The organism is Bradyrhizobium sp. LVM 105 (assembly GCF_003957705.1).
In the GTDB taxonomy this organism is placed as follows: domain Bacteria; phylum Pseudomonadota; class Alphaproteobacteria; order Rhizobiales; family Xanthobacteraceae; genus Bradyrhizobium; species Bradyrhizobium frederickii.
This window is the reverse complement of record NZ_QZMV01000002.1, coordinates 769,240-794,513: the sequence shown is the minus strand read 5'-3', so window position 1 is coordinate 794,513 and position 25,274 is coordinate 769,240. Positions and strand designations below refer to the sequence as shown.

25 protein-coding genes are annotated in these 25,274 nt (G+C 65.3%); 11 read left to right on the top strand and 14 right to left on the bottom strand.

Annotated elements, in window-relative coordinates; genetic code table 11:
* Nucleotides 1-117: 117 nt before the first annotated feature.
* The 3 genes from D6B98_RS08940 (at nucleotide 118) to D6B98_RS08930 (ending at nucleotide 4,214) form a co-directional block, all read left to right on the top strand.
* The gene (locus tag D6B98_RS08940) at nucleotides 118-573 is read left to right on the top strand and encodes an EF-hand domain-containing protein (RefSeq protein ID WP_126256626.1); all 456 of its coding nucleotides are present in this window, start codon (nucleotides 118-120) and stop codon (nucleotides 571-573) included.
* 29 nt (nucleotides 574-602) lie between these two features.
* The gene (locus tag D6B98_RS08935; RefSeq protein ID WP_126256625.1) at nucleotides 603-2,888 is read left to right on the top strand and encodes a heavy metal translocating P-type ATPase; all 2,286 of its coding nucleotides are present in this window, start codon (nucleotides 603-605) and stop codon (nucleotides 2,886-2,888) included.
* Between the two features lie 138 nt (nucleotides 2,889-3,026).
* A complete protein-coding gene (locus D6B98_RS08930; RefSeq protein ID WP_126256624.1) occupies nucleotides 3,027-4,214 on the top strand; it encodes a CaiB/BaiF CoA transferase family protein in 1,188 nt (395 codons plus the stop codon).
* Between the two features lie 2 nt (nucleotides 4,215-4,216).
* Here the strand turns inward: D6B98_RS08930 and D6B98_RS08925 are convergent, their stop codons facing one another.
* The 6 genes from D6B98_RS08925 to D6B98_RS08900 all read right to left on the bottom strand — a co-directional run bounded on the left by D6B98_RS08925 (nucleotide 4,217) and on the right by D6B98_RS08900 (nucleotide 11,938).
* Nucleotides 4,217-4,939: a DUF72 domain-containing protein gene (locus D6B98_RS08925; RefSeq protein ID WP_126256623.1), complete on the bottom strand. Its 723-nt coding sequence runs from the start codon at nucleotides 4,937-4,939 to the stop codon at nucleotides 4,217-4,219.
* 100 nt (nucleotides 4,940-5,039) lie between these two features.
* Complete coding sequence (locus D6B98_RS08920; protein WP_126256622.1) at nucleotides 5,040-6,188, bottom strand: amidohydrolase; 1,149 nt, start codon at nucleotides 6,186-6,188, stop codon at nucleotides 5,040-5,042.
* A gap of 273 nt (nucleotides 6,189-6,461) precedes the next feature.
* On the bottom strand, nucleotides 6,462-7,550 hold the full coding sequence (locus D6B98_RS08915; RefSeq protein ID WP_126256621.1) for a mandelate racemase/muconate lactonizing enzyme family protein: 1,089 nt from the start codon (nucleotides 7,548-7,550) through the stop codon (nucleotides 6,462-6,464).
* Nucleotides 7,551-7,723: 173 nt separating this feature from the next.
* A complete protein-coding gene (locus D6B98_RS08910; RefSeq protein WP_126256620.1) occupies nucleotides 7,724-8,917 on the bottom strand; it encodes a M20/M25/M40 family metallo-hydrolase in 1,194 nt (397 codons plus the stop codon).
* A gap of 31 nt (nucleotides 8,918-8,948) precedes the next feature.
* Nucleotides 8,949-10,196, bottom strand: a complete 1,248-nt coding sequence (locus D6B98_RS08905; protein ID WP_126256619.1) for an MFS transporter — start codon at nucleotides 10,194-10,196, stop codon at nucleotides 8,949-8,951.
* 212 nt (nucleotides 10,197-10,408) lie between these two features.
* Nucleotides 10,409-11,938 (bottom strand): CYTH and CHAD domain-containing protein, encoded by a 1,530-nt coding sequence (locus D6B98_RS08900; RefSeq protein WP_126256618.1) that lies wholly within the window; start codon nucleotides 11,936-11,938, stop codon nucleotides 10,409-10,411.
* 173 nt (nucleotides 11,939-12,111) lie between these two features.
* Between D6B98_RS08900 and D6B98_RS39765 the strand changes: the two genes are divergently transcribed.
* The 4 genes from D6B98_RS39765 (at nucleotide 12,112) to D6B98_RS08885 (ending at nucleotide 13,390) form a co-directional block, all read left to right on the top strand.
* Nucleotides 12,112-12,249 carry a hypothetical protein gene (locus D6B98_RS39765; RefSeq protein ID WP_164718478.1) on the top strand — a complete coding sequence of 46 codons (138 nt, stop codon included), beginning with the start codon at nucleotides 12,112-12,114 and terminating at the stop codon, nucleotides 12,247-12,249.
* Between the two features lie 101 nt (nucleotides 12,250-12,350).
* The gene (locus D6B98_RS08895) at nucleotides 12,351-12,572 is read left to right on the top strand and encodes a hypothetical protein (RefSeq protein ID WP_430644535.1); all 222 of its coding nucleotides are present in this window, start codon (nucleotides 12,351-12,353) and stop codon (nucleotides 12,570-12,572) included.
* A 123-nt stretch (nucleotides 12,573-12,695) separates the two neighbouring features.
* Nucleotides 12,696-13,034 (top strand): DUF3606 domain-containing protein, encoded by a 339-nt coding sequence (locus tag D6B98_RS08890; protein ID WP_126256617.1) that lies wholly within the window; start codon nucleotides 12,696-12,698, stop codon nucleotides 13,032-13,034.
* A gap of 173 nt (nucleotides 13,035-13,207) precedes the next feature.
* Nucleotides 13,208-13,390 carry a hypothetical protein gene (locus D6B98_RS08885; protein WP_126256616.1) on the top strand — a complete coding sequence of 61 codons (183 nt, stop codon included), beginning with the start codon at nucleotides 13,208-13,210 and terminating at the stop codon, nucleotides 13,388-13,390.
* 165 nt (nucleotides 13,391-13,555) lie between these two features.
* Here D6B98_RS08885 and D6B98_RS08880 read toward each other — a convergent pair whose 3' ends face one another.
* Together D6B98_RS08880 and D6B98_RS39760 are read right to left on the bottom strand one after the other, a co-directional pair.
* Nucleotides 13,556-13,831 (bottom strand): HGGxSTG domain-containing protein, encoded by a 276-nt coding sequence (locus D6B98_RS08880; protein ID WP_126256615.1) that lies wholly within the window; start codon nucleotides 13,829-13,831, stop codon nucleotides 13,556-13,558.
* Nucleotides 13,828-14,484: a hypothetical protein gene (locus D6B98_RS39760; RefSeq protein ID WP_164718477.1), complete on the bottom strand. Its 657-nt coding sequence runs from the start codon at nucleotides 14,482-14,484 to the stop codon at nucleotides 13,828-13,830. Before D6B98_RS39760 ends, D6B98_RS08880 begins: the two co-directional genes overlap by 4 nt.
* A gap of 455 nt (nucleotides 14,485-14,939) precedes the next feature.
* Between D6B98_RS39760 and D6B98_RS08870 the strand changes: the two genes are divergently transcribed.
* A complete protein-coding gene (locus D6B98_RS08870) occupies nucleotides 14,940-15,923 on the top strand; it encodes a Bug family tripartite tricarboxylate transporter substrate binding protein (RefSeq protein ID WP_126256614.1) in 984 nt (327 codons plus the stop codon).
* Nucleotides 15,924-15,963: 40 nt separating this feature from the next.
* Here D6B98_RS08870 and D6B98_RS08865 read toward each other — a convergent pair whose 3' ends face one another.
* A complete protein-coding gene (locus tag D6B98_RS08865) occupies nucleotides 15,964-16,425 on the bottom strand; it encodes an NUDIX hydrolase (protein ID WP_126256613.1) in 462 nt (153 codons plus the stop codon).
* A 106-nt stretch (nucleotides 16,426-16,531) separates the two neighbouring features.
* Between D6B98_RS08865 and D6B98_RS08860 the strand changes: the two genes are divergently transcribed.
* Nucleotides 16,532-17,644, top strand: coding sequence for a DUF1236 domain-containing protein (locus D6B98_RS08860; protein WP_126256612.1), 1,113 nt, complete (start codon nucleotides 16,532-16,534; stop codon nucleotides 17,642-17,644).
* A 141-nt stretch (nucleotides 17,645-17,785) separates the two neighbouring features.
* On the opposite strand, the gene D6B98_RS08855 is transcribed toward D6B98_RS08860, so the two are convergent.
* Nucleotides 17,786-18,748 (bottom strand): lytic transglycosylase domain-containing protein, encoded by a 963-nt coding sequence (locus D6B98_RS08855; RefSeq protein WP_126256611.1) that lies wholly within the window; start codon nucleotides 18,746-18,748, stop codon nucleotides 17,786-17,788.
* 185 nt (nucleotides 18,749-18,933) lie between these two features.
* Between D6B98_RS08855 and D6B98_RS08850 the strand changes: the two genes are divergently transcribed.
* Nucleotides 18,934-19,977, top strand: a complete 1,044-nt coding sequence (locus tag D6B98_RS08850) for a L,D-transpeptidase family protein (protein WP_126256610.1) — start codon at nucleotides 18,934-18,936, stop codon at nucleotides 19,975-19,977.
* Here the strand turns inward: D6B98_RS08850 and D6B98_RS08845 are convergent.
* The 3 genes from D6B98_RS08845 to D6B98_RS08835 all read right to left on the bottom strand — a co-directional run bounded on the left by D6B98_RS08845 (nucleotide 19,974) and on the right by D6B98_RS08835 (nucleotide 22,526).
* Nucleotides 19,974-20,249 (bottom strand): hypothetical protein, encoded by a 276-nt coding sequence (locus D6B98_RS08845; protein ID WP_126256609.1) that lies wholly within the window; start codon nucleotides 20,247-20,249, stop codon nucleotides 19,974-19,976. The genes D6B98_RS08850 and D6B98_RS08845 overlap by 4 nt on opposite strands.
* Nucleotides 20,250-20,326: 77 nt before the next feature.
* Nucleotides 20,327-21,184, bottom strand: a complete 858-nt coding sequence (locus tag D6B98_RS08840; protein WP_126256608.1) for a VOC family protein — start codon at nucleotides 21,182-21,184, stop codon at nucleotides 20,327-20,329.
* A gap of 151 nt (nucleotides 21,185-21,335) precedes the next feature.
* Nucleotides 21,336-22,526, bottom strand: coding sequence for a urate hydroxylase PuuD (locus D6B98_RS08835; protein ID WP_126256607.1), 1,191 nt, complete (start codon nucleotides 22,524-22,526; stop codon nucleotides 21,336-21,338).
* 232 nt (nucleotides 22,527-22,758) lie between these two features.
* Between D6B98_RS08835 and D6B98_RS08830 the strand changes: the two genes are divergently transcribed.
* Nucleotides 22,759-24,093 carry a PQQ-dependent sugar dehydrogenase gene (locus tag D6B98_RS08830; RefSeq protein ID WP_126256606.1) on the top strand — a complete coding sequence of 445 codons (1,335 nt, stop codon included), beginning with the start codon at nucleotides 22,759-22,761 and terminating at the stop codon, nucleotides 24,091-24,093.
* Between the two features lie 265 nt (nucleotides 24,094-24,358).
* Here the strand turns inward: D6B98_RS08830 and D6B98_RS08825 are convergent, their stop codons facing one another.
* On the bottom strand, nucleotides 24,359-25,159 hold the full coding sequence (locus D6B98_RS08825; RefSeq protein WP_126256605.1) for an SDR family NAD(P)-dependent oxidoreductase: 801 nt from the start codon (nucleotides 25,157-25,159) through the stop codon (nucleotides 24,359-24,361).
* Between the last annotated feature and the right edge of the window lie 115 nt (nucleotides 25,160-25,274).

Below are 25,274 nucleotides of genomic sequence, written 5' to 3'. Positions count from 1 at the left end.
GGCGCCGGGGTCGCTCGCGTCGAAAAGCCACGGGGGCGCCTCTTCTTGACTTGGCTCAAGGTGAGCTCGGCGAAGTTCGCCATCCTCTCAGGCCACACCAAGGTCGGAGGAAGCCCCATGGTAGGCCGAACCGTTGCCGCAGCGTTGCTGTTCGCCGTCCTGAGCCAGCCAGCTCTGGCTCAATCGCCAGCGGACCATCAGAGCCATCATCCAGGACAGGACCAGGCGCCGGCGTCGCCGCAGTCGAGTTCTCCCGCAAACCCGTCCGCCGAGCGGCAAGGCTCGACGCGCGGCGGAGAAATGATGGGAATGATGGGGCGCGGAATGATGGGACAAGGAATGAAGGGGCACGGCTCGACAGGCGGCGATGCCGGGCACTCGCCGGTCGTCTTCCGCATCATCTTCGCGCTGATGGATGCCGATGGCGACGGGAACGTCTCGTTGCCGGAGTTTCAGGTCGCCCACGAGCGAATTTTCAAGGCAATGGACCGCGACAAGGACGGAAAGCTCACGTTTGAGGAGATGATGGCGTTCATGCACAGGAACAAGAGCCACGTCGCGCCACAGCAGTGAGCCGAACCGAAGGGCAGGCGCGCCAGACCATGTCGTTTGATCGGGTCCTGCGCTGGGCTCTGGTTGCGATCGCAATCGCCGGGTTGACTGCCGGCATTCTCGCGCGGGCCGCGGGCCGACCCGATCTGGCCGAGGTCGCGTGGTCGCTCGGCACCGCGCCCGTGATTGCCGGATTGGCGGTCTCGATCATCCAGGATCTGCTGAGAGGCCGCGTCGGAGTGGACGCGATCGCTCTGCTCTCGATGAGCGCGGCGTTGGCGCTCGGGCAGCCGCTCGCAGGGGCTGTGGTCGCGCTGATGTACTCCGGTGGCAACGTGCTGGAGGAGATCGCGATCGCACGGGCGGAGCATGATCTGCGATCCCTGGTTGATCGGGCGCCGCGGCAGGTCCATCGCAAATCCTGCGACCGGATAGAGGATGTTCCGATCGAGGACGTCGCGGTCGGCGAAGAGCTTCTGGTGCAGGCCGGCGAGGTCGTGCCGGTCGACGGTGTCGTTGCGTCGGCTTTTGCCACGATCGACGAGTCTGCGGTTACCGGCGAACCGATTCCGGTGGAGAAGACACGCGGAAGCGCCGTTCTCTCCGGCTCTCTGAATGCGGGTGAGACCTTCCAGCTGACCGCGACCGCGCCGGCCAGCGAGAGTACCTACGCGGGCATCGTGCGCATGGTGACTGCGGCGCAAACGGCGAGAGCGCCCTTTGTGCGGTTGGCCGATCGGTATGCGCTGATCTTTCTGCCGGTGACACTCGTCATCGCCTTTGTGGCATGGTACGTCTCCGGCGACGTGACCCGCAGCCTTGCCGTGCTGGTGGCGGCGACGCCTTGCCCCTTGATTCTGGCCGCACCCGTGGCCTTTATCGCCGGGGTGGCGCAGGCGGCCCGCCGCGGCATCCTGGTCAAGGGCGGGAGGGCGCTGGAGGCGTTGGCCCGTGCGCACACGGTGCTATTCGACAAGACCGGGACGCTGACCGTAGGCGGGGCGCGGTTATTGTCCGTCGAAGTCGCGCCGGGCGAGGATCCGGATGAGGTGCTCGCGCTCGGGGCGTCGCTAGAGCAGGCTTCGCATCACGTGCTTGCGAAGGCCGTCGTCGCTGCGGCCCTCGCCCGAGGGCTCAAGCTGAAGCCGCCGGATCATGTCAAGGAGACCATGGGTTCCGGCCTTAGCGGCCAGATCGACGGACGCCAGGTTATGGCGGGCTCGCGAGAGATGGTTCTCTCGCGTGCCGAGCTATCGCCATGGGAGTTGCGGGCAATTCGTCGTGCCTCGTGGCGCTCGGCGCTGATCGTCTTTGTCGCGGTGGACGGCCGTCTCATCGGCGCGTTGCTGCTGGCCGACGAATTGCGAGCCGATACACCACGAGCGATCAGGCTGCTGCGCGATGCCGGCATCGTGCGCATGGTGATGGTCACGGGTGATCGCGCCGCCGCGGCGCAGGCTATCGGGGCCGCGCTCGACCTCGATGCCGTGCTGGCCGATCGCGTTCCCTCGGACAAGGTCGAGGCTGTGCGTAGCGAACAGCGGCTGCATCCGACCATCATGGTCGGCGACGGCATCAATGACGCCCCGGCGCTGGCCGTGGCCGACACCGGGGTCGCGCTCGGCGCACGCGGTGCAAGCGCCTGCTCCGAAGCGGCAGACGTGGTGATTCTCACGGATCGGCTGGATCGGGTCGGCGAAGCGATCGTCATCGCGCAGCGGTCGCGGCGCATCGCCCTTCAGAGCATCTTCGTCGGAATGGGATTGTCGTTGGCGGCAATGGTCGCTGCCAGCCTCGGCTGGCTCGATCCCGTACCCGCCGCGATCGTCCAGGAGGTGATCGATGTTGCCGTCATTCTGAACGCGCTGCGAGCGCTCAATCCGCCCCTGGTCAGGACTGGTCCGCGCCTCAGCGCGGAGCAGGGGCTGACATTGCATCACGATCATCAGGCCCTGCTCAGGGATCTCGACCGCTTGCGTCAGATCGTCGATGCCCTGGATGATGCGGCCCCCGAATCCGTCGCTGCCTTGATCGGCGAGGCCCACCGCCTGGTCCAGGGCAGCGTCGTGCTGCACGAACGCGAGGATGAAGACAGCGTCTATCCGAAGCTCACGGAGGTGCTGCGCGACCGTCACGGGCTCTCTGCCATGAGCCGTGCGCATCGCGAGATACTGCATCTCGCGCGGCTACTGGCCCGGATCGCGGAGGATCTGCCGTCGGAGAAGATCGACCGCTACCTTGTTCGAGACGCTCAGCGCGTGATCGAGGCGATCGAAACGCTGGTGCGCATGCACACGGCCCAGGAGGAGGATATCTACGAGGCCGTGGCGGCATAGGCGATCGCCGTGCCGCACGCTGACGGGCATCAGGAGCTGTTCGCGATGCGATGATGAAAGCCGCATGTGCATTCCGCTTCGAAACTTGCCCTCGCAGCCTTTCCCTGTAATCTGCAACAAGCAACAGGGAAGGGATCGATGGCAGGAGTCTTGGAGGGCGTGCGTGTGCTCGATTTCGGGCGCTATATCGCGGGACCCTATTGCGCGACGCTGCTCGCCGAATTCGGCGCCGAGGTCATTCGCGTCGAGAAGCGCGACGGCAGCGAGGATCGCTTCGTGGCGCCGGTCGGCGAGAATGGCGAAGGCGCGCTGTTTCTCCAGGTCAACCGCAACAAGAAGTGCATCACGCTCGACCCGATGAAGCCGGAAGGGCAGGAGGTGATGCGCCGCCTGGTGGCGAGAGCGGACGTCGTCGTCGCCAATCTGCCGCCGCAGACCCTGCGCGCGATGAAGCTCGACTACGAGTCCCTGAAGGCGATCAAGCCCGACATCATCCTGACCACGGCGACCGCGTTCGGCGGACCGGGCCCGTGGTCCGACCGCGTCGGCTTCGACGGTGTCGGGCAGGTGATGTCGGGGTCGGTGTACATGACGGGCGCAGGCGATCCGCCGTACCGCGCCGCGGTGAACTGGGTCGATTTCGGCACCGCGCTGCATTGCGCGTTCGGCACGCTCGCCGCCCTGATCGAGCGCGGCAAGTCCGGGCGCGGGCAGATCGTGGAGGGCGCGCTGCTCGCAACCGCCTTGTCCTTCACCAACGCCACGCTGATCGAGCAGGCCGTCATCAACGTCAATCGCGTGCCGACCGGCAATCTCGGCCAGACCGCGGCTCCCGCCGACATCTACCGCACCAGGGACGGCTGGGTGCTGTGCCAGGTCACGGGACATCCGCTGTTCAAGCGCTGGGCGCGGCTGATGGGCGAGGAGGACGTATGGCTGAACGATCCCCGCTTTGCCGACGACATCAGCCGCGGCAACAACGGCGCCGTCATCAGCGAGCGGATGGCGCGCTGGTGCGCCGAGCGCACCACGCAGGAGGCCGTCGATACGCTGGGCCAGGCCATGATTCCGACCGGCCCGGTGCTCTCGCCGCAACAGGCGCTGGATCATCCGCATATCCGTGCGGCCGGGTTCATGCAGGACGTCGACTATCCCGGCCTGCCGAAGCCGGCACCGGTGACACGGGCCGCGGTCCGGCTCTCGGAAACGCCCGGTGAAATCGCAAGCCGCCCGCCGACGCTCGGCGAGCACACCGATCTCGTCCTCAAAGAGCTCGGCTATGACGAGGCCGCGATCGCCGCGCTTCGGCAAGGCGGCATCGTCTAGGCTCACAGCAATTGCTTCAACGCCAGCGCGTCGGCGGGGGCGGCGCTCTTCTGGTCATTGTCGAAATAGACATAGACGTCGCAGCCCTGCCGCTTCCAGGACTTGATGCGCTTGGCCCATTGCGCCAGCGCGGCCTTGGTATAGTGCCCGTGATAGCGCCCGCTCGGCCCGTGCCCGCGCACATAGACGAAATCTGCCGTGCGCTTCCACGGCGCCGGCGCATCGTGATGGTCGGACAGGCAGAGCGAGATGTTCTCGTCGGCCAGCATGCGCAGGATGCGCGGCTGATACCAGCTCGGATGACGGAATTCGAAGCTGTAACGCCGTTTCCGCGACAGCAGCTTGAAGAAGGATGCAAGCCGATCGGGGTTCGCCTCGAATTGCGGCGGCAGCTGGAACAGGATCGGGCCGGCCTTGCCGCCGAGCCGCGAGATGCGGTCTTCCAGCAGCTCGAGGCTGTTGACGGAGCGCTCCGACAGGCGCTTCCAATGCGTGATGAATTTCGATGCCTTCCAGGCGAAGATGAAATCGCGCCCGGTCTGCTCGCGCCAGCCCGTCACCGCTTCGGGCGTCGGCGTGCGGTAGAACACGCCGTTCAGCTCCGTGGTGTCGAACTGTCCGGCGTAGTAGCGCAGCTGCTGCTTCAGCGTCACGCCCTCGGGAAAGAACGGGCCGCGCCAGGAATCGTAATGCCAGCCCGAAGTTCCGATCAGAACGCGCGCCATCGATCTGCCATCCCTTGGGCGCGGCGGGAAGCCGCGCCTTGCTGGAGGCAAACGTTCGTGCGCGAGATATGTTGCTGTCGGCGTGGCGGGCGCGCGTGGATCAGTTCGACGCCAGCGCCGCCTTGGCCACCTCGGCCATCCAGCTTGACGCCACGGGTAGGATCGCGTCGTTGAAATCGTAGCGCGGGCCGTGCAGCTCGGCGCCGTCGCGCAACTCGCCGTTGCCGATCCAGACGAAGGCGCCCGGCCGCTGCTGGAGATAATGGGCAAAATCCTCGCCGGCCATGCTGGGCGCGAGGTCGCGCCGCACCGGCGCCCGCACCTTTTCCGCAGCAATGCGCGCGAGGTCGGCCTCATCAGGCGTGTTGACCACCACGCCCACACCCCAGACGATCTCCGGCGTGACCTTGACGCCGAAGCTCGTCGCGATCCCGGCGCAGGTGCGTTCGATGCCGTCAAGGATGACGTCCTTGACCGCCTCGCGGTGGTAGCGCAGCGTGCCGCGGATGGTGACGCGTCCCGCGATCTGGTTCGGCGCGGTGCCGCCTTCGATGGTGCAGAGCGACAGCACGGCGGTGTCGAGCGGATCGACGCCGCGCGCCACGATCGATTGCAGCGCCACGATCAGATGGCCGGCCGCCATTACCGGATCGCGCGTCAAATGCGGCATGCCGGCGTGGCCCGCATGGCCCTCGATGGTGATGGTGATGCGTCCGCCGGAGGCCATGACGACGCCGTCATGCACGGCGATGGTGCCGGCGGCAAGGCCCGGCCAATTGTGAAAGCCGAACACCCGCTGCATCGGAAAGCGGTCGAACAGCCCGGCGGCGACCATCGCGCGCGAGCCGCCAAAGCCTTCCTCGGCCGGCTGGAAGATGAAATCGACCGTGCCGCTCCAGCTGGTGTCAGTGGCAAGCAGCGCGGCGGCGCCGAGCAGCGAGGCGGTGTGGCCGTCATGGCCGCAGGCATGCATCACGCCGGGAGTCTTTGAAGCATAGGGCAGGCCGGTGTCCTCGGTGATCGGCAGCGCGTCCATGTCGGCACGCAAGCCGACGCGGCTCTGCGCATGCCCGCGCGTCAGGGTCGCGACGATGCCGTGGCCGCCGATGCCAGCCTCGAACGGAATGCCGAGCTCGGTGAGCCTGTCCTGCACGAAGGCGGCGGTGGCGCTTTCCTGGAGCGAGAGTTCCGGGTGGGCATGCAGATGCCGGCGCCACGCGGTCAGTTTCTGGTGCAGCTCGGGTGTCAAGGCAACGATCTCTCGCAAAATGTAGGTTGCCGGCACAATAGCGGATTATCCGCGCCATGCATCAAGCGCCTTGGAATGGCTCGCGTGCAGCAATGAGATCGGCGATGGCTGGGGCACCAACCGTGCCGTGCGCTCCACTTCACCTCTCCCGCTTGCGGGAGAGGCCGGGAGAGGGCTGGATCGTCATTGGGAGTCTCACTGCGGAGACACCCTCTCCCCAACCCTCTCCCGCAAGCGGGAGAGGGGGCGCGCCTCACTTGTTGTCGCATCTCTCTACGCCGGCAGCTTCGCCAGCCCCGCCCAGTCGAAGCTGATCCCATGCCCGGGCCGGGCCGGCGCCAGCGCTTTGCCGTCCTCGAGCACCAGCGGATGCTCGATGTACTTGTCGAGCCCGAATCCGTGCGCCTCCAGATAGGTGCGGTTCGGGCAGGCCGCGAGCAGATGCACGGTGATGTCGTGGGCGCCGTGGCTGGTGACGGGCAGGTTGAACGCTTCCGCCAGCCGCGCGATCTTCATGAAGGCGGAAACGCCGCCGCAATTGGTGACGTCGGGCTCGGGATAGGACACCGCGCCACTGGCGATGTAGCTCTTGAACTCCCACAGCGAGCGCAAATTCTCGCCCGCCGCGATCGGCACGCCGCCGGCCTGCATGATGCGCACGTGCCCCGCGACGTCGTCGGGGATGATCGGCTCCTCGAGCCAGGTGAGGTCATAGGGAACGAACGCGCGCGCGGCGCGGATCGCCTCCTCCACCGTCCACTTCATGTTGGCATCCGCCATCAGCGGAAAGCCGTCGCCGAGATGCTGTCGCATCGCGGAGACCTTGGCGACGTCGGCTTTCAGGTCGGGCCGGCCGACCTTCATCTTGATGGCGCGGAATCCCTTGGCGAGATTGCCGTCGGTCTGCTTGAGCAGTGCATCGACGGAGAGATCGAGATCGATGCCGCCGGCATAGCACGGCACACGTGCATCAAAGCCGCCGAGCAATTGATACAGCGGCAGCTTGGCGCGCCGCGCCTTCAGGTCCCACAGCGCGATGTCGAGCGCGGAGAGCGCCAGCACCACCGGCCCGCCGCGCCCGCCATAGTGCAGCGCCCACCAGACCTGCTGCCAGATTGCCTCGGTATCGTCGGCCTCGCGGCCCTCGACCAGCGCGGGGATCTCGCGCCTGAGAATGTCGGCGACAGCGCCGCCATTACGGCCCACGGTGTAGGTGTAGCCGACGCCTTCGGCGCCGTCGGCATCGCGGATGCGGCAGGTGATCAGCTCGAACGCCGCGATCTCGCCATGGGTGGAGTCGGACAGCGTGACGGGGAGGGGAATCCGGTAGAGTCCGGTCTCGATGTTTGCGATAAGCGGCATGCGACCTCCCTTTTTCTTTTTATTTCGTAGGGTGGGTTAGCGAGCGGCTGAGCGAAGCGCAGTCCGCTCGCGTAACCCACCTCTTTAATCTCCGCGGCGGCAGAAATGGTGGGTTACGCCGCGCGAACTGCGCTTCGCGCAGTCGCGGGGCTAACCCACCCTACAAATCTATCTCACCGCATCGTTGCGAGTTGCACCGCCAGCGCGCAGGCGCGGTCATATTCGTCGAGATTGATCCATTCGTCGACCGTGTGTGCCTCGTTCTGGCCGGCGCCGAAGGTCACGGTCGGAATGCCGTGACGGACCATCCAGTTGGCGTCGAGGCCGCCATTGGCGGTGCGGACGTTCGGAGTTCCGCCGACGGCGGTCACGGCCTCGACCGCGCGCTTGATGACGGGCTGGCTGTCCTTCATGCGGAATGGATAATAGTCGGTCTCGGCCTTGAACTTGACCTTGCCGGACTTGCCCTGCGCATTCGTCACCTTCTTGGCCGCTTTCTCGAACGCGGCCTTGTAGGCCTTGGTGATCTCCTTGAAGAATTTGCCGTCATGGCTGCGGCTCTCGCCGCGCACATGGACGTAATCGGTGACGACGTTGGTGGCATCGCCCGCGGGGCGGCCCTCGCCGCCGGTGACCGGGCCGACATTGCTGGTGCCTTGCCGCTTGCCCTTCACCACCTTGCCGAACCAGCCGCCCGCCTTCACGTCGGCGAGCGCCAGCGCCATGATCATGGTCGAGGAGATGCCGCGTTCCGGCGCGACGCCGGCATGCGAGGCCCGGCCGAAGATCTCGACGGTCCAGCGGTCGGCACCGACCGCGCCGATGACGACGTTGGAGGCCGAGCCGCCGTCATAGTTGAAGGCCATCACCGGCGAGCCGAGCTCGTCCAGCTTGACGTGGCGCGCGCCGTAGAGCCCGCTCTCCTCGCGGACGCAGAACAACAGCGTGATCGGGGGATGATCGAGCTTCTGCCTGGCGAGCTCGGCGGCCAAGGTCACCAGCACGCCGCAGCCGCAGCGGTTGTCGCCGCCGAGCGCGGTCCTTGCTTCGTTGACGATCTTGCGCCCGGATTTCTTCGGCTTGGCGCCGGCGCAGAGCGGCACGGTGTCCATGTGGGTCATGAACATGATGCGCGGCTGGTTGTGCAGCGCGCCGCGGCCGGGCAGGTCGACGATGAGATTGCCGGTCTCGGTCGGCACGGGAATGCGGGTGTTGGCGTCGTCGAGCCGGATCGCCTTTGCCGGCACGTCGGCTTCCTTCAGCGCGGCTGTGAGCTCACGCCCGATCGCCGCCTCCTGTCCGGTCACGCCCTCGACGGCGAGGAAACGCATGAGGCGATCGGTGGCGGCTTTGGTATCGACGGGCATGATTCTTCCTTTGGCAAACCGGCCCCGCACCTTATGAATGCGACGAGGTGTAAGTCAAAAAGATCAGCACGCCGAGTGCCAGCATGGCAGCCATGAATAGCAGCACGGCCGGTAATCCCGCGAACGCTGCCACCGCGCCCGTCACCGACTGCATCAAGGCCGCGCCGAGGAAGAAAGCGAGGTTGATCGCCGCCAGCGCCTTTCCCGCCACTTGCGCATCGACGAGCTGGCGGGACATGCCGAACAGCAGCGGCTGGGCGGAGGTCGCAAGCCCGATCAGCACGAACAGCACGAGGTCGTATTGCGGCGGCATCACGGGAACGCCGAACAGGACGGAGACCGCATAATATGGTGCCCCGAGCGCCATCAGCGCGAGCAGCACCGCCCCGGCCATATGCGAGCCCGCCACCAGATCGCGGCGGCGGCCGAGCCTGCGGTCGATCATGCCGATGCACAGGGGACCCGCGATCATCGCCAGCGTGAACGCGCCGAGCTGGTTGCCGGCCTCGACCCGCGAGAGTCCCTTGACGTCCATCAGCCACGGCCCGCCCCACAGGCCGCGCAGCACCAGCGAGGTCGCCAGCGACACCAGCGCCAGCGCGATCAGCCCGCGCAAGGGACGCGAGAGGCCGAGCCTGAGCACCTCGATCATTTGCGTCAGCGGCGAGGACTCGTCCTTGTGCTCGGCCGGCTGGTGTGGGACCAGCGCGAACACCGCAAGCGCCACCGCGATTCCGCCGATCGCGGACATCCAGAATCCGGCGCGCCAGCCGTAAGCGTCCACCACGAAAGCGAGCGGGCTCGACGACAGCAGCATGCCGATATTGCCGATCGAGAGGATCGCGCCCGACCACAGCCCGAAGCGGGCCGCCGACAATTGCTTGGCCGCCAGCGTCATCGGGCACATCAGCATGCCCGAGGTGGCAACGCCCAGCATGAACTGACCGACGGCAAAGCTCGCAGGGCCGGTGGCAAATCCCGATGCGACGGCGCCGAACACGGTCCCCGCGAGCAGGCTCAGCGACACCGGCCGCACGCCGAAGCGATCCATTGCCGCCCCGACCGGGATCTGCGCCGCCGCAAAGGCGAAAGGATAGATCGAGGTGAGGCTGGCGAGGGCCTGCGGCTCGAGATGGAAATCCGCCGCCATCAGATCGAGGCTCACGGCCGGAATGGTGCGCAGCAAGGTCGAGAGCATGTGGCCGCAAGCGAGCGCAAGCAGCGCAAAGATCAGCGCGCGAGTGCCATCTCCCGCCTCGTTCGTGGCAGCCGTCGTCATGAGCGTTCGTCCCGGCAAGCTTTGTGCTGCGGTTACACGATCGCAAGTCCGCTGCCAATGGCGGGCCGGGCAGCCCCCTCATTCCGGATTGCGTGGCGCTGATCGTCGGCCGGGGAGCCGTGTTAGATCCGTACAAACGTATCGACGTTCGTTGTCACGGCGCGCCACCCAAATTGCCGACCCGGGCGACATCGTGTCCCATGTCGGTTCTCCTATGCCCGCGCATCCGGTACAATACGCAGCCGGCGCAAGCGATGCAGTTCCTTCGCCGCAACCTGCATCAGACCATCGGCTGCCTTGCGCTCCTGACCGACGATGACGCCCGAGGCAAAGGCCTGGGCGCGGCGATGCGCAGGCGGCGCCGTCAGCGCGGCCTCCGTCGCCAGCTCGCGGTGCGCCATGAAGTCGTTCAACGATCCCAGCGCGGATTGGATCTGCTTGAGGCGGTCGGAAAGCTCTGCAAGCTCCTTCTGCTGGCTATCGCTGTAGAGGCTTTCGAAGAATTCGACGGCATAGCGAATCTTCTTGATCCTGATCCGCAGCTTGTGGCGCTGCATCGGTTCGAGATCGCTCAGCCGCTTGCCCTGCTTGCGCGCCTTCCGGATGCGCCGATCGAGCAGCTCCGCGGCGTAGGCGGCGATCGTGCGTTCGTCATTCCGACCGTCATGGACGCGAGGCCGTCCTTCAATCCATTCGATCACGTCGATCAGCAGGCGGCGGTAACGCGCCGACATGACCGCCGCGCGTGCGCGCTCGAATGCCGCCATCCGTTGCCGGGAGAACCGCTTGCGGATCGCGCGGGCGCCGCGTCGCGGCACGCCCTGCTCGGTGATCGGCCGAATGCTCTCGTTCAGGAACACGTCGATCTCACGCGCTGGCGCCAGCTCGCCCGTGAGCCATTTCAGCTCGGTCTTGATCCGTGCGGTGCTCGCGCGCGGCAGAAGATCGGCGAACAGCGAGATGGCCGCACGCAGGCGTCGCAGGCCGACGCGCATCTGATGGACCCCCTCGGCGTTCCTGTCGCGTACCGGATCGGCGTTGGACGTGATCTGACGTAGCGTCGAATGCGCGATGAGGCGGAACGCCTCGCGCGGTGACAGCCCCGCCTTCAGCGCGATCGATTCGGCGCCTTGGGCGCCGCCGCCGCTTCCCGAGACCAGCAGATATCCTTGCTCGGCCTTGGAGCGCAGATCGAGCTCGGCCCCCGCTTTGCGCTCGAGCTCGCGGGCAAGGCGGAACAGGTCTGCAACGTGTCCGGACTTCAGTTCCAGCTCCAGCTCGGCAACGGGCCGCGACCGCCGCCCGGCGCTGATGCGGCCACGGTCGACCGCAAGCTCGATCTGGCTCCTGCGTACGCGCCGCGCTTGCGCCACGCGATGAATGTCGGTCTGGAACACAGGGGCAAGCTTGTGGCGAAGCTTTCGCGTGGCAAGCTCCTGGAGCGGCGTATCCTTCGCCTTCTCGAGATCGGGGATTGCACCGGAAACCTCGCGCTCCCATTCGCCCCGCGTCACGCCGCCCGTGCCGCCCGCTTTCACGGTCTGCACATAACGATCCTCGATCTTGCGGACGCGCAGCGTCAGGCCATGACGTCTGAGCCTATGCTTGTTCGTATCGTAATAGGTCGACACGAGCGTTTGCTCGGTCTGGTCGCCGCGCCGTCCGGTCAAGCCACTCTTCCGCAGCAATGACGACAATTTTCCTGGCGCAATGCGGAATTTCAGTTCCGTTTCAGTGCTCATCGCGAACGCGTCCGTTTAGCCAGTTCAAAGTGGGTTACCGCGGGAAGTTCCGGCGCCCCGAGCATTTCAATGGGAACGCGCGCGCGAGATTTGCAAGGTCATGGAAATTTCACGGAACCCGGCGTGCGTGCGACTGATTGAGGAGCAGCATCCGTGAGCTGAAGGAGGCTTCGTTGAGCCGCATGAACGCAGTCGCGATCCTCGTCATCGCGCTCGTCCTCGCTGTCGGCTCCGCCGCGCTCTATCGCCTGGATACCGGCGAGGGCGGCCGCACCAGCCGGGCGGATTCGGCGAGGATGGCGTCGGATTGAGCGGGGTTTAGGGAGGACGCAGGAGGAAGTCTTGAGGTCAAGCAGCGTTGGGAAAGGAGAGCTAATGAGAAAGCCCGCAATCCATCCGGACGAATTCCCGGTTGAAGCCGCCGAGACCGCTGTCAAGACCACAGCGCGAGGCCGACGCCCTCATCGGTGAAACGCTCGAATGCTACGATGACGGCGCTATCGAGCAAGACGAACTCGCGGCATTTGCTCTGGTGCTCGGGCTGTTGAGCAATGCCATCGCGGACCGACGAGCCGCGTTGCAGCGCGCCAATTTCGAAACCGTTCGAGGCGCGGCGACGGCGCCGCGAGGATGAGGCGACCATCCGAAACTGCCGCGGTCGATCTCCGCGCGCAAATGTCCCGCAATGCAAAGACCGAGGGCACAGTCGGGAGGATCAACTTCTGCTTGCGGGCACCCAGCTTCCGACGCGGCCGGTGTGACGGTGACCGTCGCTGTTTCGCTCATTCGTGATTCAGGGCCGCGCGGCCCGGGAATAATCGGAACAAAAGCGACGTTGTCGCTCTTAGCTTGGTCAGGAGACCTTCTCATGCTGCGCTCAAGACCGCCACGGGTCATTCGCACAACGCTTGATCTTGCGAATGCGAAGCAGGTCAAGTCCGTTCGCAAGCGCCTCAAGATCTCCGATGCCGATCTGGTCAGGATCGTCGATAAGATCGGTAACTCTCTGGCGGCCATCGAGAAGGAAGTTCAGCTCGAAAAGCTCGAGCTCGTTGAGCAGTGCAGCACCAAGGGCGGACACATGATCCCCGGATAGACTCAATCATCCCGTCGAAAAGGAGAACTGAGATGAACGGCCTGATTTACCTCATAGGACTCATAGTCGTGATCGCGGCCATTCTGTCGTTTTTTGGCTTGCGTTGATCGTTCTCATGCGGGCCGACGCGCCACCCATCTGGGTGAAGCAGTTGGCGACTTCGTGTGTATCAAATGGATGATTTGCACCAGGTGAATACCATCATCGCCACGACCATTTGCGCGTTCTTCAAAGGACATCCCGACGCCCAGATCGGGACCGAAGAGGCCAAGCTGCTGGCGAAGCAGATTACCCAGGCGCTGGAGGAGGCAGGGCTGCAGATTTCTGCTGCCAATCCAACGAACGCGCCGCCCTAGTCTTTCGGCGGCCAGCCGATGGCGTGACCAAGCCTCGATTGCATTGTTTCGTGAGGGCGAACGCGTCCCGGAATTGGTGACGGCAAGAACGTTGCGGCACCGTCCTACATCTCTTTGCGAAACAAAACGGGTGCCTGAACGCTTCCGCTCTGGCCCTGCTTTCCGTTAACTCGAGTCCAACTCCCCTAGAAGCTTCCCCGCCTCTTCGAGTAGCTTCCGGATCGCCCGTCGCTCCGCGATCCGCTCCTGCGTGAAGGCGCCGTGCTTGTACGCGTTGCGATTGCCCCATGGCGCGCCCGATCCCGGGGCGCCACCGTGCATGCGGCAGCGCGGCTTGCCGCGCACGGCCGGCGCGCGGCAGGCGAGGCCGCCGCGCGTGCTGGCGCCGCAGCGCGGGCTCGCCGCCATCGCGCGCGTGTTGCGGATACGATCGGCGCTCACGCGGTGGTGCCCTGTAACACTTCGGCCAGGTTGGGCTCGGGGTCGCCGGCGTCGCGAGACGGGACCAGTCCCGCGTCTGTCGCGCTGCCCGGCTCGCCGACCGTCAGGTGCGCATGCTGCGCGACATTCCCCACGATTGCCCTGCCGCCATCCTGCACCGACAGATTCTGCACCGTGATCGGACGTTCGCCGTTGCCGCGGTGGCGGTTGAGGGCCTCGATCTGGGCGGCGAAGGTGCGGGCCAGCCGGGTCATCGTGCGCGCGACGCCTTCCTGCTGCGCGAGGTCCTCGGTGAAGGCGAGGCGGCAGGCCGAGCGCATGGTGGCGACGTGAACCGACACCATCTGCGCCGTCAGCATGGCCTCGAGCGAATCCCTGGGCGCGATGCTCTTCATCATCGAGACCATGAAGGCGAGATTGGCCTCGTCGGGCTTCTGCAGGATCACGCTGGCTTTCATCAATTGCTTGAGGATGCCGTGCAGCGCGTCGCGGTCGACGGCGCCGAGCGCCTCGCCCAACAGCCGTTCGCCGGCCTCGGCGTCGGGATGCTGAATCACGATGTGCTCTGGGGTGAGCTTGATCCGTGGGCTCGGCCTGCCGCGGTCATGCTTGGTGACGGGCGTGGTGCCGTTGCGTGTCAGGGCTGTCGTCATGTCGATATCTCCTTGGGCCCACGGCAGGCGCGCGGGGAGGCTCGCTGGCGCGAGGCCGACCCGCGCAGCTGCCGTGCGGCGGTTTTCGATTTTCAGATGTCGATGAAAGGCTTATGCGCGATTGAAACCGGCACCCATAGCCGGGCAGGCCGGGTTGCTCACGGTCATCGCGATGATGCCATTATGCCCCTGTTTTGCCCGACGAGTCAAAATCGATTTCGTCACATCCGAAGATGGGTGCCCCGCGCAAGCCCTTGTTTCGACTGGGGCCGTCTACTGTGCATGGGGTTGTTTTCGCATTTTTTGTTTGGAGGAGGTGCGTACCTGCCGTGCTGCGGAATGAAGACGCCCGAACGCGATTGCGAAATCCGGCACGACCGCTATTCATGATCCTCCAATGCGTCGCACCAACAAGCCTGCACAAGCGGCGCTGGTGAGGTCTGGGGAGAGAACCAATGCAACGAACCGTCCGCCTGCTCGCCGCCATCGCGGGATTGTGCGCTGCTGTGCTGTCGACCGAAGCCATGGCGCAGAAATATCCGGTGCGGCCGGTCAAGGTCATGGTCGGCTTCAGCGCGGGCGGACCGGTCGATGTCGTCGCGCGCATCGTCGGCGATCGCCTCGGCAGCAAGCTCGGACAGCCCTTCGTGGTCGAGAACCGCGCCGGCGCCAACGGCATGATCGCGGCCGAAGGCGTCGCGCGTGCCGAGGCGGACGGCTACACCATGCTCGCCTGCAACTCCTCCACCATCACGCTCAACAAGACGCTGTTCAAGGACATCCGCTACGATCCGGAAAAGGACTTCGCGCCGCTCACCACCGTCGTGTCGGCGCCGCTCGTGCTGGTGGTCAATCCGGAGAATCCCAAGACGGCCGATATCAAGACCGTGGCCGATCTCGTTGCCGCGGCGAGGGCCGCGCCCGGTGCGCTGGCCTACGGCTCGGGCGGCAACGGCAACCTCGCCCATCTCGCCATGGAGCTGCTCAGCCAGAAGGCCGGCATCAAGCTGATCCACGTGCCCTATCGCGGCGGCTCGGCCGCCGAGGTCGGGATTCTCGCACAGGAGGTGCTGGCGGTGTTCGATCCGCTCTCCGCCGTGCCGCTGGTCAAGGCCGGCAAGCTGCGCGCGCTCGCGGTGTCGTCGGCCGAGCGGCTGCCGTCGCTGCCTGACGTGCCGACCGTTGCGGAAGCGGGCTATCCCGGCTTCGACATCTCGTTCTGGGTCGGCTTCTTCATGCCGAAATCGACGCCGGCGCCGATCCTCGAGACGCTGCACCGGGAAATCGTCGCGGCGGCCAAGGATCCGGCGATCGCGGAGAAGCTCGGCTCCCAAGGCGTCGTCAGCGTGCTCAGCCCGGCCGACTACGCCACCAAGATCGCGAAGGAGACGAAGGACCTTGCCGAGGTCGTGGCCGCGGCGAACATCAAGGCGGAGTGAGAAGGCCGCTTGCTTGAATTGATCATGATTGCGGTCATCTCTATGCGTCGCCGGCCAGCTGCGCCAGCCGGTCGAGCAGCGGGCGTTGGCCTGCGTTGATCTTCTCCCGCGCCGCTTCGAGCGTGAACCATTCGGCACGATCGACCTCCGGGAAGGTTTGCCGTTGGCCGCTTCGTGGCGGCCATTCCATCTCGAACGTGTTGCTGCGAACGCTGCGCACGTCGAGATCGAGCTCGGCAGCGAAGGCGGTGACGAGCTTGCCGCCGCGCTGCTTGACCTGACCAACCGCCGTCAGCGGCCCGGACAGCTCGAGCCCAAGCTCCTCGGCGAATTCGCGCCGCGCGGCGATATCAGCATCTTCTTCGTCCGCATATTCCCCCTTGGGGATCGACCATGCGCCGAGATCCTTGTTGCGCCAGAACGGCCCCCCGGGATGAACGAGGAGAACCTCGAGCTTCCGGCGCCTGCGATAGGCGATGATCCCGGCACTCTTCGATGGCATCGCGGGTTCCGTGCAGAAGGGTCCACCTTTCGTTCGGGAAAAAGTGGAACAGGCGGTTTTAGCGCAGGTTAGTAGCCAACGTTCATTTGATAAAAGGGAGTGACCCATGATCCGCCTGTTGGCAACCACGGCCTTGGGGCTGGTGCTGGCGAACGCCGCCTTTGCGCAATCGCCCAGCACGACCACGAAGTCCGAGCAGACCCCGCAATCCCAGACAAATTCCACAGCGCCGTCCAGCACATCCGGCGCCGCTGATACGCAGCGCACCACATCGCAGCCGCAGCAATCACCGGCGACTGGAACGTCGGCACAGAATACGCAGAGCCCCGCGTCGTCTGGGGCTGCAAATCCCGGCACGACCAACAATGCGGCGAACAGCACGGATACCTCGCGGCCACAGAGCGGCACCGCGACCTCGAACACGGCCGGCAACCAGCCCGCGCCCCAGCAGAGCGCCAACCCGCCACCGGCCAACAGCAACCAGGCGCAGGATCGGTCCAATCCGCCTCCGACCAACAGCAATCAGGCCCAGCAGGCCCCTGCGGCGTCCGGAACCAACCAGGCCCAGCAGGCGCCGAATGCGCCCGCCAGCAATCAGGCGCAGGGCGAGCGGGCCGGAACCGGCTCGCAGGCGGCCGCGCAGACCGACGTCAATCGCAACCGGCAGCAGGAGACAAGGATCAGCACGTCGATCTCGCGCCTGAACGTTCGGCCTTTGACCAGCGTCAATTTCTCGCTGAACGTCGGCACGGTGGTGCCGCGCGACGTGCATCTCTCGACGCTGCCGCCGGACGTCGTCGAGATCGTGCCGCAATATCGCGGCTACAGCTTCGCGCTGGTCAAGGATCAGATCGTGGTGGTCGATCCGGCGACGTACAAGATCGTGACGGTGTTGCCGTATTCGGGGCAATCCACCGCGACAACGACGACCACGCGCGAGCGCAGCGCCAGCAAGTTCTCCGATCGCGATCGTGAGGTGATCCGCAAGCATGCGAAGATCCGCCCCGAAGGGCGAAGCGAGGCGCGGACCACCGGCAGCACGGCGCGAACGGAGATCCGCGTCGGCGATCGCGTGCCGGACAGTATCGAAGTGGAGGAATTCCCGAGCACGGTCTATCGAGATGCGCCGGGTCTGCGGGAATACCGCTACATCCATCGCGACGCCCGGACCTACGTCATCGAGCCCCGCGAACGGCGCGTGATCGAGGAGATCGACTAGCTGTGAATGTCGGAGCCACTCTCGCGGGTGGCTCCGAGCACTAAAGCGCGATGCGATTAGGATGAATCGTCATCGCGCTTTAGGTTGTTGTTTGAGCATGATCTTTTCGGAAAACCGCTGCGCACTTTTCCGGATCATGCTTTAGCCCGAGGGCCGTTCGCGTGATGCGAAGCGAACGGCGCGGGTCTTCGCGCTCTTTCCGGCCGCGCGCGCTGCAATCATGCTGCGCGCCTTGCCGTGAGCGGACGCATTCTTGCGCAGCAGGGTCGCGAATCGCTTGCGGGCACGATTCTCCGTCAGCCGCGCAGCCAGCTGTTCGGCCTTGCGGATGAAAGCGATCGCGGAAGACGTCAGGTTGACTGGAACCCAGGCCACGTCCCTGGCCTTCGACAGGCTGCCGACACCTTCGCAAGGCGCCTCGCGCGGCAGGTCGATCCGGATCGCAATGGCCTCCGAACGCTCGGTCCAGTCCTCGGCCTTGGTGCCAGTGATGATGCGGACATAGTCGCGCGTCTCGCGTGGCAGCTCACTCTGTTTGGCAAGCCACCTTTGAATGCGGCCCGGGCCTGCATTGTAGGCGGCTGCGGCGAGACCGAGATTGCCGAAATCATCGCGCAGCTTGCGCAGAAACTTTGCCGATGCCGGCAGCGCCTTCATGGGGTCGAAGGGATCGTCGAGCCCGACTTCTGCGGCCGTCTCCGGCATGAACTGCGCCACGCCCTGCGCGCCGGCATGGCTGACCTCGTTGGACTTGAAGCGACTCTCCTGCCAGAGCAGGCGGGCAAAGAACGGCACGGGAATGCCGCTGGCCTCGGCGGCTTCGCGAAGCGCATGGCAGAATTTATCGGTCGGCGAAACCGACCCCTCGGTGACGGGCTCGCTCGCGCGCAGTGGCTCGATCGTTTCCTCATGCGCCGCGCGCGCGTTGGCCAGCTCGATGGCCTGCACGCTGGCGAGGAAGAGTTCGACCATCGGAACCAGTGGCGAGGCATGATTGTTCTGAAGAATGGCGGTGTTGAAGGTTGATGTCTTCCGGGACGCCGACGGATCGAGGTCGCACATCAGAATCAGGAACGCGGCGCAAGCCGCGACGACAAATCGCATTTGCTGGGACAACCTCGAACTGTGGGAATGAACGGCCAGCGATGCGCCGGCGCTAGGAAGTCCTTAACCTTCCGATTGCGGCAAAGCTGCGATCTCGTCGGTTCCTTCGGTGCTACTACGGTGTTCCCAAAAAGAAACTGCCCGCGATTTTGCGGATCATTGTTTTTCAAATGGGACGAGCGATCATGATGCGATGGATGCTTGGCGTGGTGATGTCGCTGTGGCTCGTCTGCCCGGCGCTAGCGGGCAATCTCGATGCGAAGGCAGTGAACGATGCAGCGCGTCCGGAAAAGCAGCCAGCTGCGGACAAGATCAGCGCGCCGGTGACGAAGCTTCAGATTCTGCTCGATCGTGCGCAATTCTCTCCGGGCCAGATCGACGGCAAGCTCGGCGAGAACGCGCAGAAGGCGCTGAAGGCGTTCGCCGAGCAGAACGGACTTGGCTTCGACAAGACCATCGCCGCTGAACTCTGGGACAAGCTGAACGCTGCCAGCGAAGGCCCTGTTCTCGTCGACTACAAGATCACCGACGCGGATGCGAAGGGGCCATTCCTCAAGAAGCTGCCAACCAAGCTCGATGAGATGAAGTCGCTGGAGGCGCTGAGCTACACCAGCCCGCTCGAAGGGCTCGCTGAAAAATTCCACATGAGCGAAGAGCTGTTGAAGGCGCTCAATCCGGGAAAGGCGTTCGACAAGATCGGCGAGACGATTGCCGTGGCCAACGTACCGGCGCGTCGGGAGCTTCCGCGCATCGTTCGGATCGAAATCGACAAGGCGCGCGCGACGCTGAAGGCTTACGAGGGCTCTGGTCGTCTGGTCGCGTTCTATCCGGCGTCAATCGGCAGTCCGGATCGCCCGACGCCGACGGGGACGCTGAAAGTCACCGGCACCCATGAGCTGCCGACCTATCACTACAATCCGGAATACAGGTTCAAGAGCGTGAAATCCAAAAGGCCCTTCGAGATCAAGCCGGGTCCCAACAACCCGGTCGGATCGTACTGGATCGGGCTCTCGGCGCAGGGCTATGGCATCCACGGGACGGCGGAGCCGGACAGGGTCAGCAAGTCCGCCTCTCACGGCTGCATCAGGCTCACCAACTGGGACGCGCGCGTGCTCGGCGAGAATGCCAAGCGCGGCATCCCCGTCGTCTTCCTCGATGCGCCGACGGAATCCTCCTCGCAGCAGCGGGACACGGCGGCCGGCAAACGGGCGGCGAACTCGTCGAACTAGTCCTTGGGGAAGTCCTTGCGCATCGCGATCTCGGCGGCATCGCCGGGCGACAGCACGGTCTGGTCGAAGGCGGCCTGCGGCTTCGTCATGATGTCGTAGAGCGAGATGCCTTTGATGGGCTTGCCCATCAGCTCGCGGACGCAGTCGGCGAGCGTGCCGTTGTAGACGAGATAGGGCGGACCTCGGTCCTTCTGCCTCTCGCCCTTCAGCGACGGCCACTTCTTCAATTCGGCCGGCGCGTCATAGGCGATCGGCGATCCCTCTTTGAACATGCGTTCGGCCCCGGTGGCTAGGATTGCCTGGAATCCTAGAGCCGCCGGGTAAACACACGTTAAAGAATTAGTTCAAATCAATCGGCGATGAAGGCGAGCAGGGTGCCGTTGGCCTTGGCCGGCGGCACGCAGACCGCAGGCCCACTGCGCACGGCAGCCGACCCCAGTGCCTTCTCCGTCGTCGCGAGATCGCCGCTGACGAGCACGAGCGCTGCGCCGCCGCGCTCGGCGAGGCCGGCGAGTGGCACGCCGGGATAGCGCTTTCCGAGCTGCTCCAGCGTGAGATATACGAAGTCGGCGCGATCGCCGCCGGAGGGCACGGTCACGGCGCCGTCGGATTCCGCCTTCGGCTCGCGGTCGATCAGCCGGCCGAGATGTGCGGCGTCCTGCGCCGGCTCGGGCGTTGCGATCAGAATCTGCTTGATCCGCTTCGCCGCGTTGGCGTGCTTCATCAACTCGGGAATCCACACGGTCTCGCGCGTCTTGTGCTGGCAGGCGAAGATGCGAACGCCGCCGGGCGCTTCGGCGGTCGGCCACATGAAGGTGCGGAATTTCGCGGCGGAGACCGTGCCATCAGGCAGCGTCACCGGCCGCTCGAAATCGGTCGGGCCGATCGGCGTCAGGCCGCGGGCGCGGATCTCCTCGGCGCCGGCGGTTGAATCGACCGCGGTAAAGGCGATGCGCTCGATGCCTTCGCCGCGCTTGTCGAGGAAGGCGCGCGCCGGCGCGTTCTGGTCGGTCGCGGCGAGCACGCCGAGCAGCTCCATATAATCGGGATCGAACATGATGGTGTAATTGCCGGTGCCCATATGCGCGCTATGGGTGCCGCGCGGAGAGACGGTGAAGCCGAGCCGCCGGTAGTTCTCGGCGGCCTGGTCGAGATCCTTCACCATGATGACGGCGTGGTCGATACCGATGACGTTCTTGAGAGCCACTGTTCTTTTCCCGCGAATGCAAACCGACATGGACCGCCGCGCCGGCGGCCGCTGATCCTGTCTACGCCGGATAGGCGGCCAAGTCATTTTCAAATCGGCGCGAGATGCGGAATTTCATTTCGCGAAATGCGGCGCCGTTGGATGACCAGGGTCAGCGGGCCTGCGCGAGATAGGCGGCGAGGATCGCGCGCTCCTCGCCGGTCATCTCGGTGATGTTGCCCGGCGGCATCGCGCCGGACCAGGCCGCGACACGGCCGATCAAGCGGATGTTGCGATGGATGTGCTCGGGCGTATCGAGCAGGATGCCCTTCGGCGCGGTCACGATCCCGGCCCAGACCGGCTCGGCCGCGTGGCACATGCTGCACCGGGACATCACGATCTCCTCGACAGCGTTGCGCGTGGGTTGTGCTGACAGCGCGCTCGTCCTCACCTCGCGTGGGCCGGCTGCGGAGAGGAACAGGATCGCGATCACGCCGATTGCCGCCACGCCCCAGACCCACCATGGCGATTTGCGCCCGGCGTGCCGCTCGTTGAAGAAATGGCGGATCACCGGGCCAAGCGCCAGGATGATCGCGACGATGATCCAGTTGAAGCGTGTGGCGTAGAGCAGGGGATAGTGGTTGCTGATCATCAACACGACGACGGGGAGCGTCAGATAATTGTTGTGGACCGAGCGCTCCTTGCTGGCCTTGCCGAGCTTCGGATCGGGCGACTGCCCCGCGATCAGCGCCGCCACGATCTTCTTCTGGTTCGGGATGATCAGCGCGAAGACGTTGGCGACCATGATGGTGCCGATGATCGCCCCGATCTGGTTGAAGGCGCCGCGCCCGCTGAGCACATGGGTGAAGGCATAGGTCAGCGCGACCAGGAACAAATAGCCGCCGACGGCAAAGGGCAATTCGCGCTGCGCGAGCCCGGTGCGACAAGCGGCCTCATAGAGCAGCCATGCCAGCGCGAGGCTCGCGAAGCTGAACAGGCCGGCCTGGAACGGGCTGAGGTCGAGGATCGACTTGTCGACCAGGAACAGGTCGGCCTCGAGATAATACACCACCACCATCAGCGCAAAGCCGGACAGCCAGGTCGTGTAGGCCTCCCATTTGAACCAGGTCAGCTCGTCTGGCATCTGGCTGGGGGCGACCAGATATTTAATGATCCGGTAGAAGCCGCCGCCATGGACCTGCCAGGCCTCACCCTGCACGCCATCGGGCAGGTCGCGTCCCGGCCTGAGGCTGAGATCGAGAGCGATAAAGTAGAAGGAACTGCCGATCCAGGCGATCGCCGCCACCACGTGCAGCCAGCGGAGCAGCAGGCTCGCCCATTCCGATATGATGGATCCCCACATGATGCCCCCAACAATCGTGGCGGCGATGCCGCGGCACTGCTGACCGCGACGTGCAGCCGCGCCCTCACATCTGTCGCATCGATCGGCCGCATTTTCCAGTACGATGGAATGCGGCTGATGCACATCGTGCGAGCACGGGCTGACGTGGAATTCGGCGGCGTGTAACCTGCCGCAGACCATTTGCGGGCGATCGACGTTACGTTCGCGACGGGCAGGCCGGGAGGATGACGACGTGAAGAACAGGATTTCGACCGCGGTGCTGGCTGCGGGGATGATCGTATCGGCGACCAGTGCGGAGGCCGAGCCGGTGTTGCAGGGCAAGGACGCTTATGGCGATTGGCAGGCCGACAAGCCCGGCACGACCAGGCTGATCCGGCCGCAGGATCTGGTCAGGCCCGGCGCCACGCGCTCGGTTGCGAGCTCGTCGCGCGTGGTGCCGCGTCCGCCGGAGGCCGCGCTCCGGGTGCCGGCGGGCTTCAAGATCGAGCTGTTCGCCGAAGGCCTGCGCGCGCCGCGCATCGTGCGGGTGGCGCCGAACGGCGATGTCTTCGTCGCGGAGACGCGGGCCGGCACTATCCGCGTGCTGCGCGCCGGCGAGGGCGGCAAGGTTGCGAGCAACGAGGTGTTTGCCAGCGGCCTGCGCCAGCCCTTCGGCATCGCCTTCTTCCCGAGCGGCGACAATCCGCAATGGGTCTATGTCGCCAACACCGACAGCGTCGTCCGCTTTCCCTATCAGGCCGGCGATCTCAAGGCGCGCGGCAAGGCCGAGACAATCGTGCCAAGCCTGCCGCATGACGGCGGCCACTCCACCCGCGACATCGTCTTCGCGCCGGACAACAAGCGCATGCTGGTCTCGGTCGGCTCGCTCAGCAATGTCGCGGAAGGTCTGGGCACGCCGCCGGGCGGATTGGAGGCCTGGGCGAAAGCGCAGCCGCTCGGCGCGGCCTGGGCCAGCGAGACGGAGCGCGCCACCGTGCTCGCCTTCACGCCTGATGGCAGGGAGCGCAAGATCTACGCCACCGGCATCCGCAATTGCGTCGGCCTTGCGATCCAGCCACAGACCGGTCTGCCCTGGTGCTCGACCAACGAGCGCGACGGCCTCGGCGACGATCTCGTGCCCGACTACGTCACCAGCGTGAAGGAGGGCGCCTTCTATGGCTGGCCGTGGTTTTATATCGGCAGCAATGAAGATCCGCGCCATTCCGGCGCGCGGCCGGACCTCAAGGACAAGGTGACGGTGCCCGATGTGCTGATTCAGCCGCATTCGGCCTCGCTCGGCATGACGTTCTACCAGGGCACGCAGTTTCCGCAGGAGTACCAGGGCGATGCCTTTGCTGCCGAGCACGGCTCGTGGAACAGGTCGAAGCGCACCGGCTACAAGGTGATCCGCATCAGGATGAAGGACGGCAAACCAACCGGGGAGTATGAGGATTTCGTCACGGGATTCGTGGTGAGCGACACGGAAGTTTGGGGAAGGCCGGTGGGAGTGGCGGTGGCAAAGGACGGATCGCTGCTGGTGTCGGAGGATGGCAACGGCACGATCTGGCGGGTGACGCATTCGCGGTGAGCGAACATGCTTCGCCTCTCCCCGCAAGGGCAGGGCAATCGCATATGGCATCACACGCGAGCTGAGCGCGCGCCTCGTCCTTCGAGACGACCGCTTCGCGGTCTCCTCAGGATGAGGCTAAGTGGCATCGGTGCTCGCTGAAACTGCTGCCGCGCACTCCGTCCTCATCCTGAGGGCCCGCCAAAGGCGGGCGTCTCGAAGGATGGCCGCAGGGAAAAGCTCTCATATGCGATAGCCCTGCCGCGGGGGGAGGGAGAAGTAGGACCTACCCCCGTCTCACGCTCGCCCCGCCGTCCACCGGCAGGGTCACGCCGGTGATGAAGTTCGCCTCGTCTGACGCCAAAAACAGCGCGGCGTTGGCGACGTCCCACCCCGTTCCCATCTTCTTGCGCAGCGGCACCTTGCTGTCGCGCTCGGCTTCGACCTCGGCGCGGGTCTTGTGCCATTCGCGGGCGCGGGTGTCGACGGCCATCGGCGTGTTCATCAGGCCGGGCAGGATGACATTGGCGCGGATGCCGTATTCGGCGTTCTGGTAGGCAAGTTGTTCGGTGAAGGCGATCATCGCCGATTTCGTCGCCTTGTAGGCGACGTAAGGATAGGTCGTGATCGCCGCCATCGAGGAGATGTTGATGATGGCGCCGCTCTTCTGCGCGCGCATGATCGGGATCACTTCCTTGGCGGCGAGAATGCAGCTCTTCAGATTGATGGCGACGACGCGGTCGAACGCCTCCTCGGTCAGTTGCAGCAGCTCGGCGTCGCCGCCGGACAAGCTGACGCCGACATTGTTATGCAGCACGTCGATCCGGCCCCAGCGCGCCTGCGCGTCTACAACCATCGCCTTGATGTCGGCCGACTTCGTCACGTCGGCCTTGAAGGCCGCGGCGGTGCCGCCCTTCGCGGCGATCATCGCAACGGTTTCTTGCGCGGATTCCAGATGATGGTCGACGCACAGGACCTTCGCGCCTTCGCGCGCGAAGGTGAGCGCGGTGGCGCGGCCGTTGCCCATGCCTTCGCCGGGACTTTGCCCGGCCCCGACGACGATCGCGACCTTGTCCTTCAACCGCATCTCAGTTCACTCCCCGGCACGGGCATCATTCGTCCCATTATTTTCGTGCAGATTAGCAATCGTCCCGACCGGAGAGAAGAGCGTGGCTCCTGCGTACATGTCATTGACATCACAT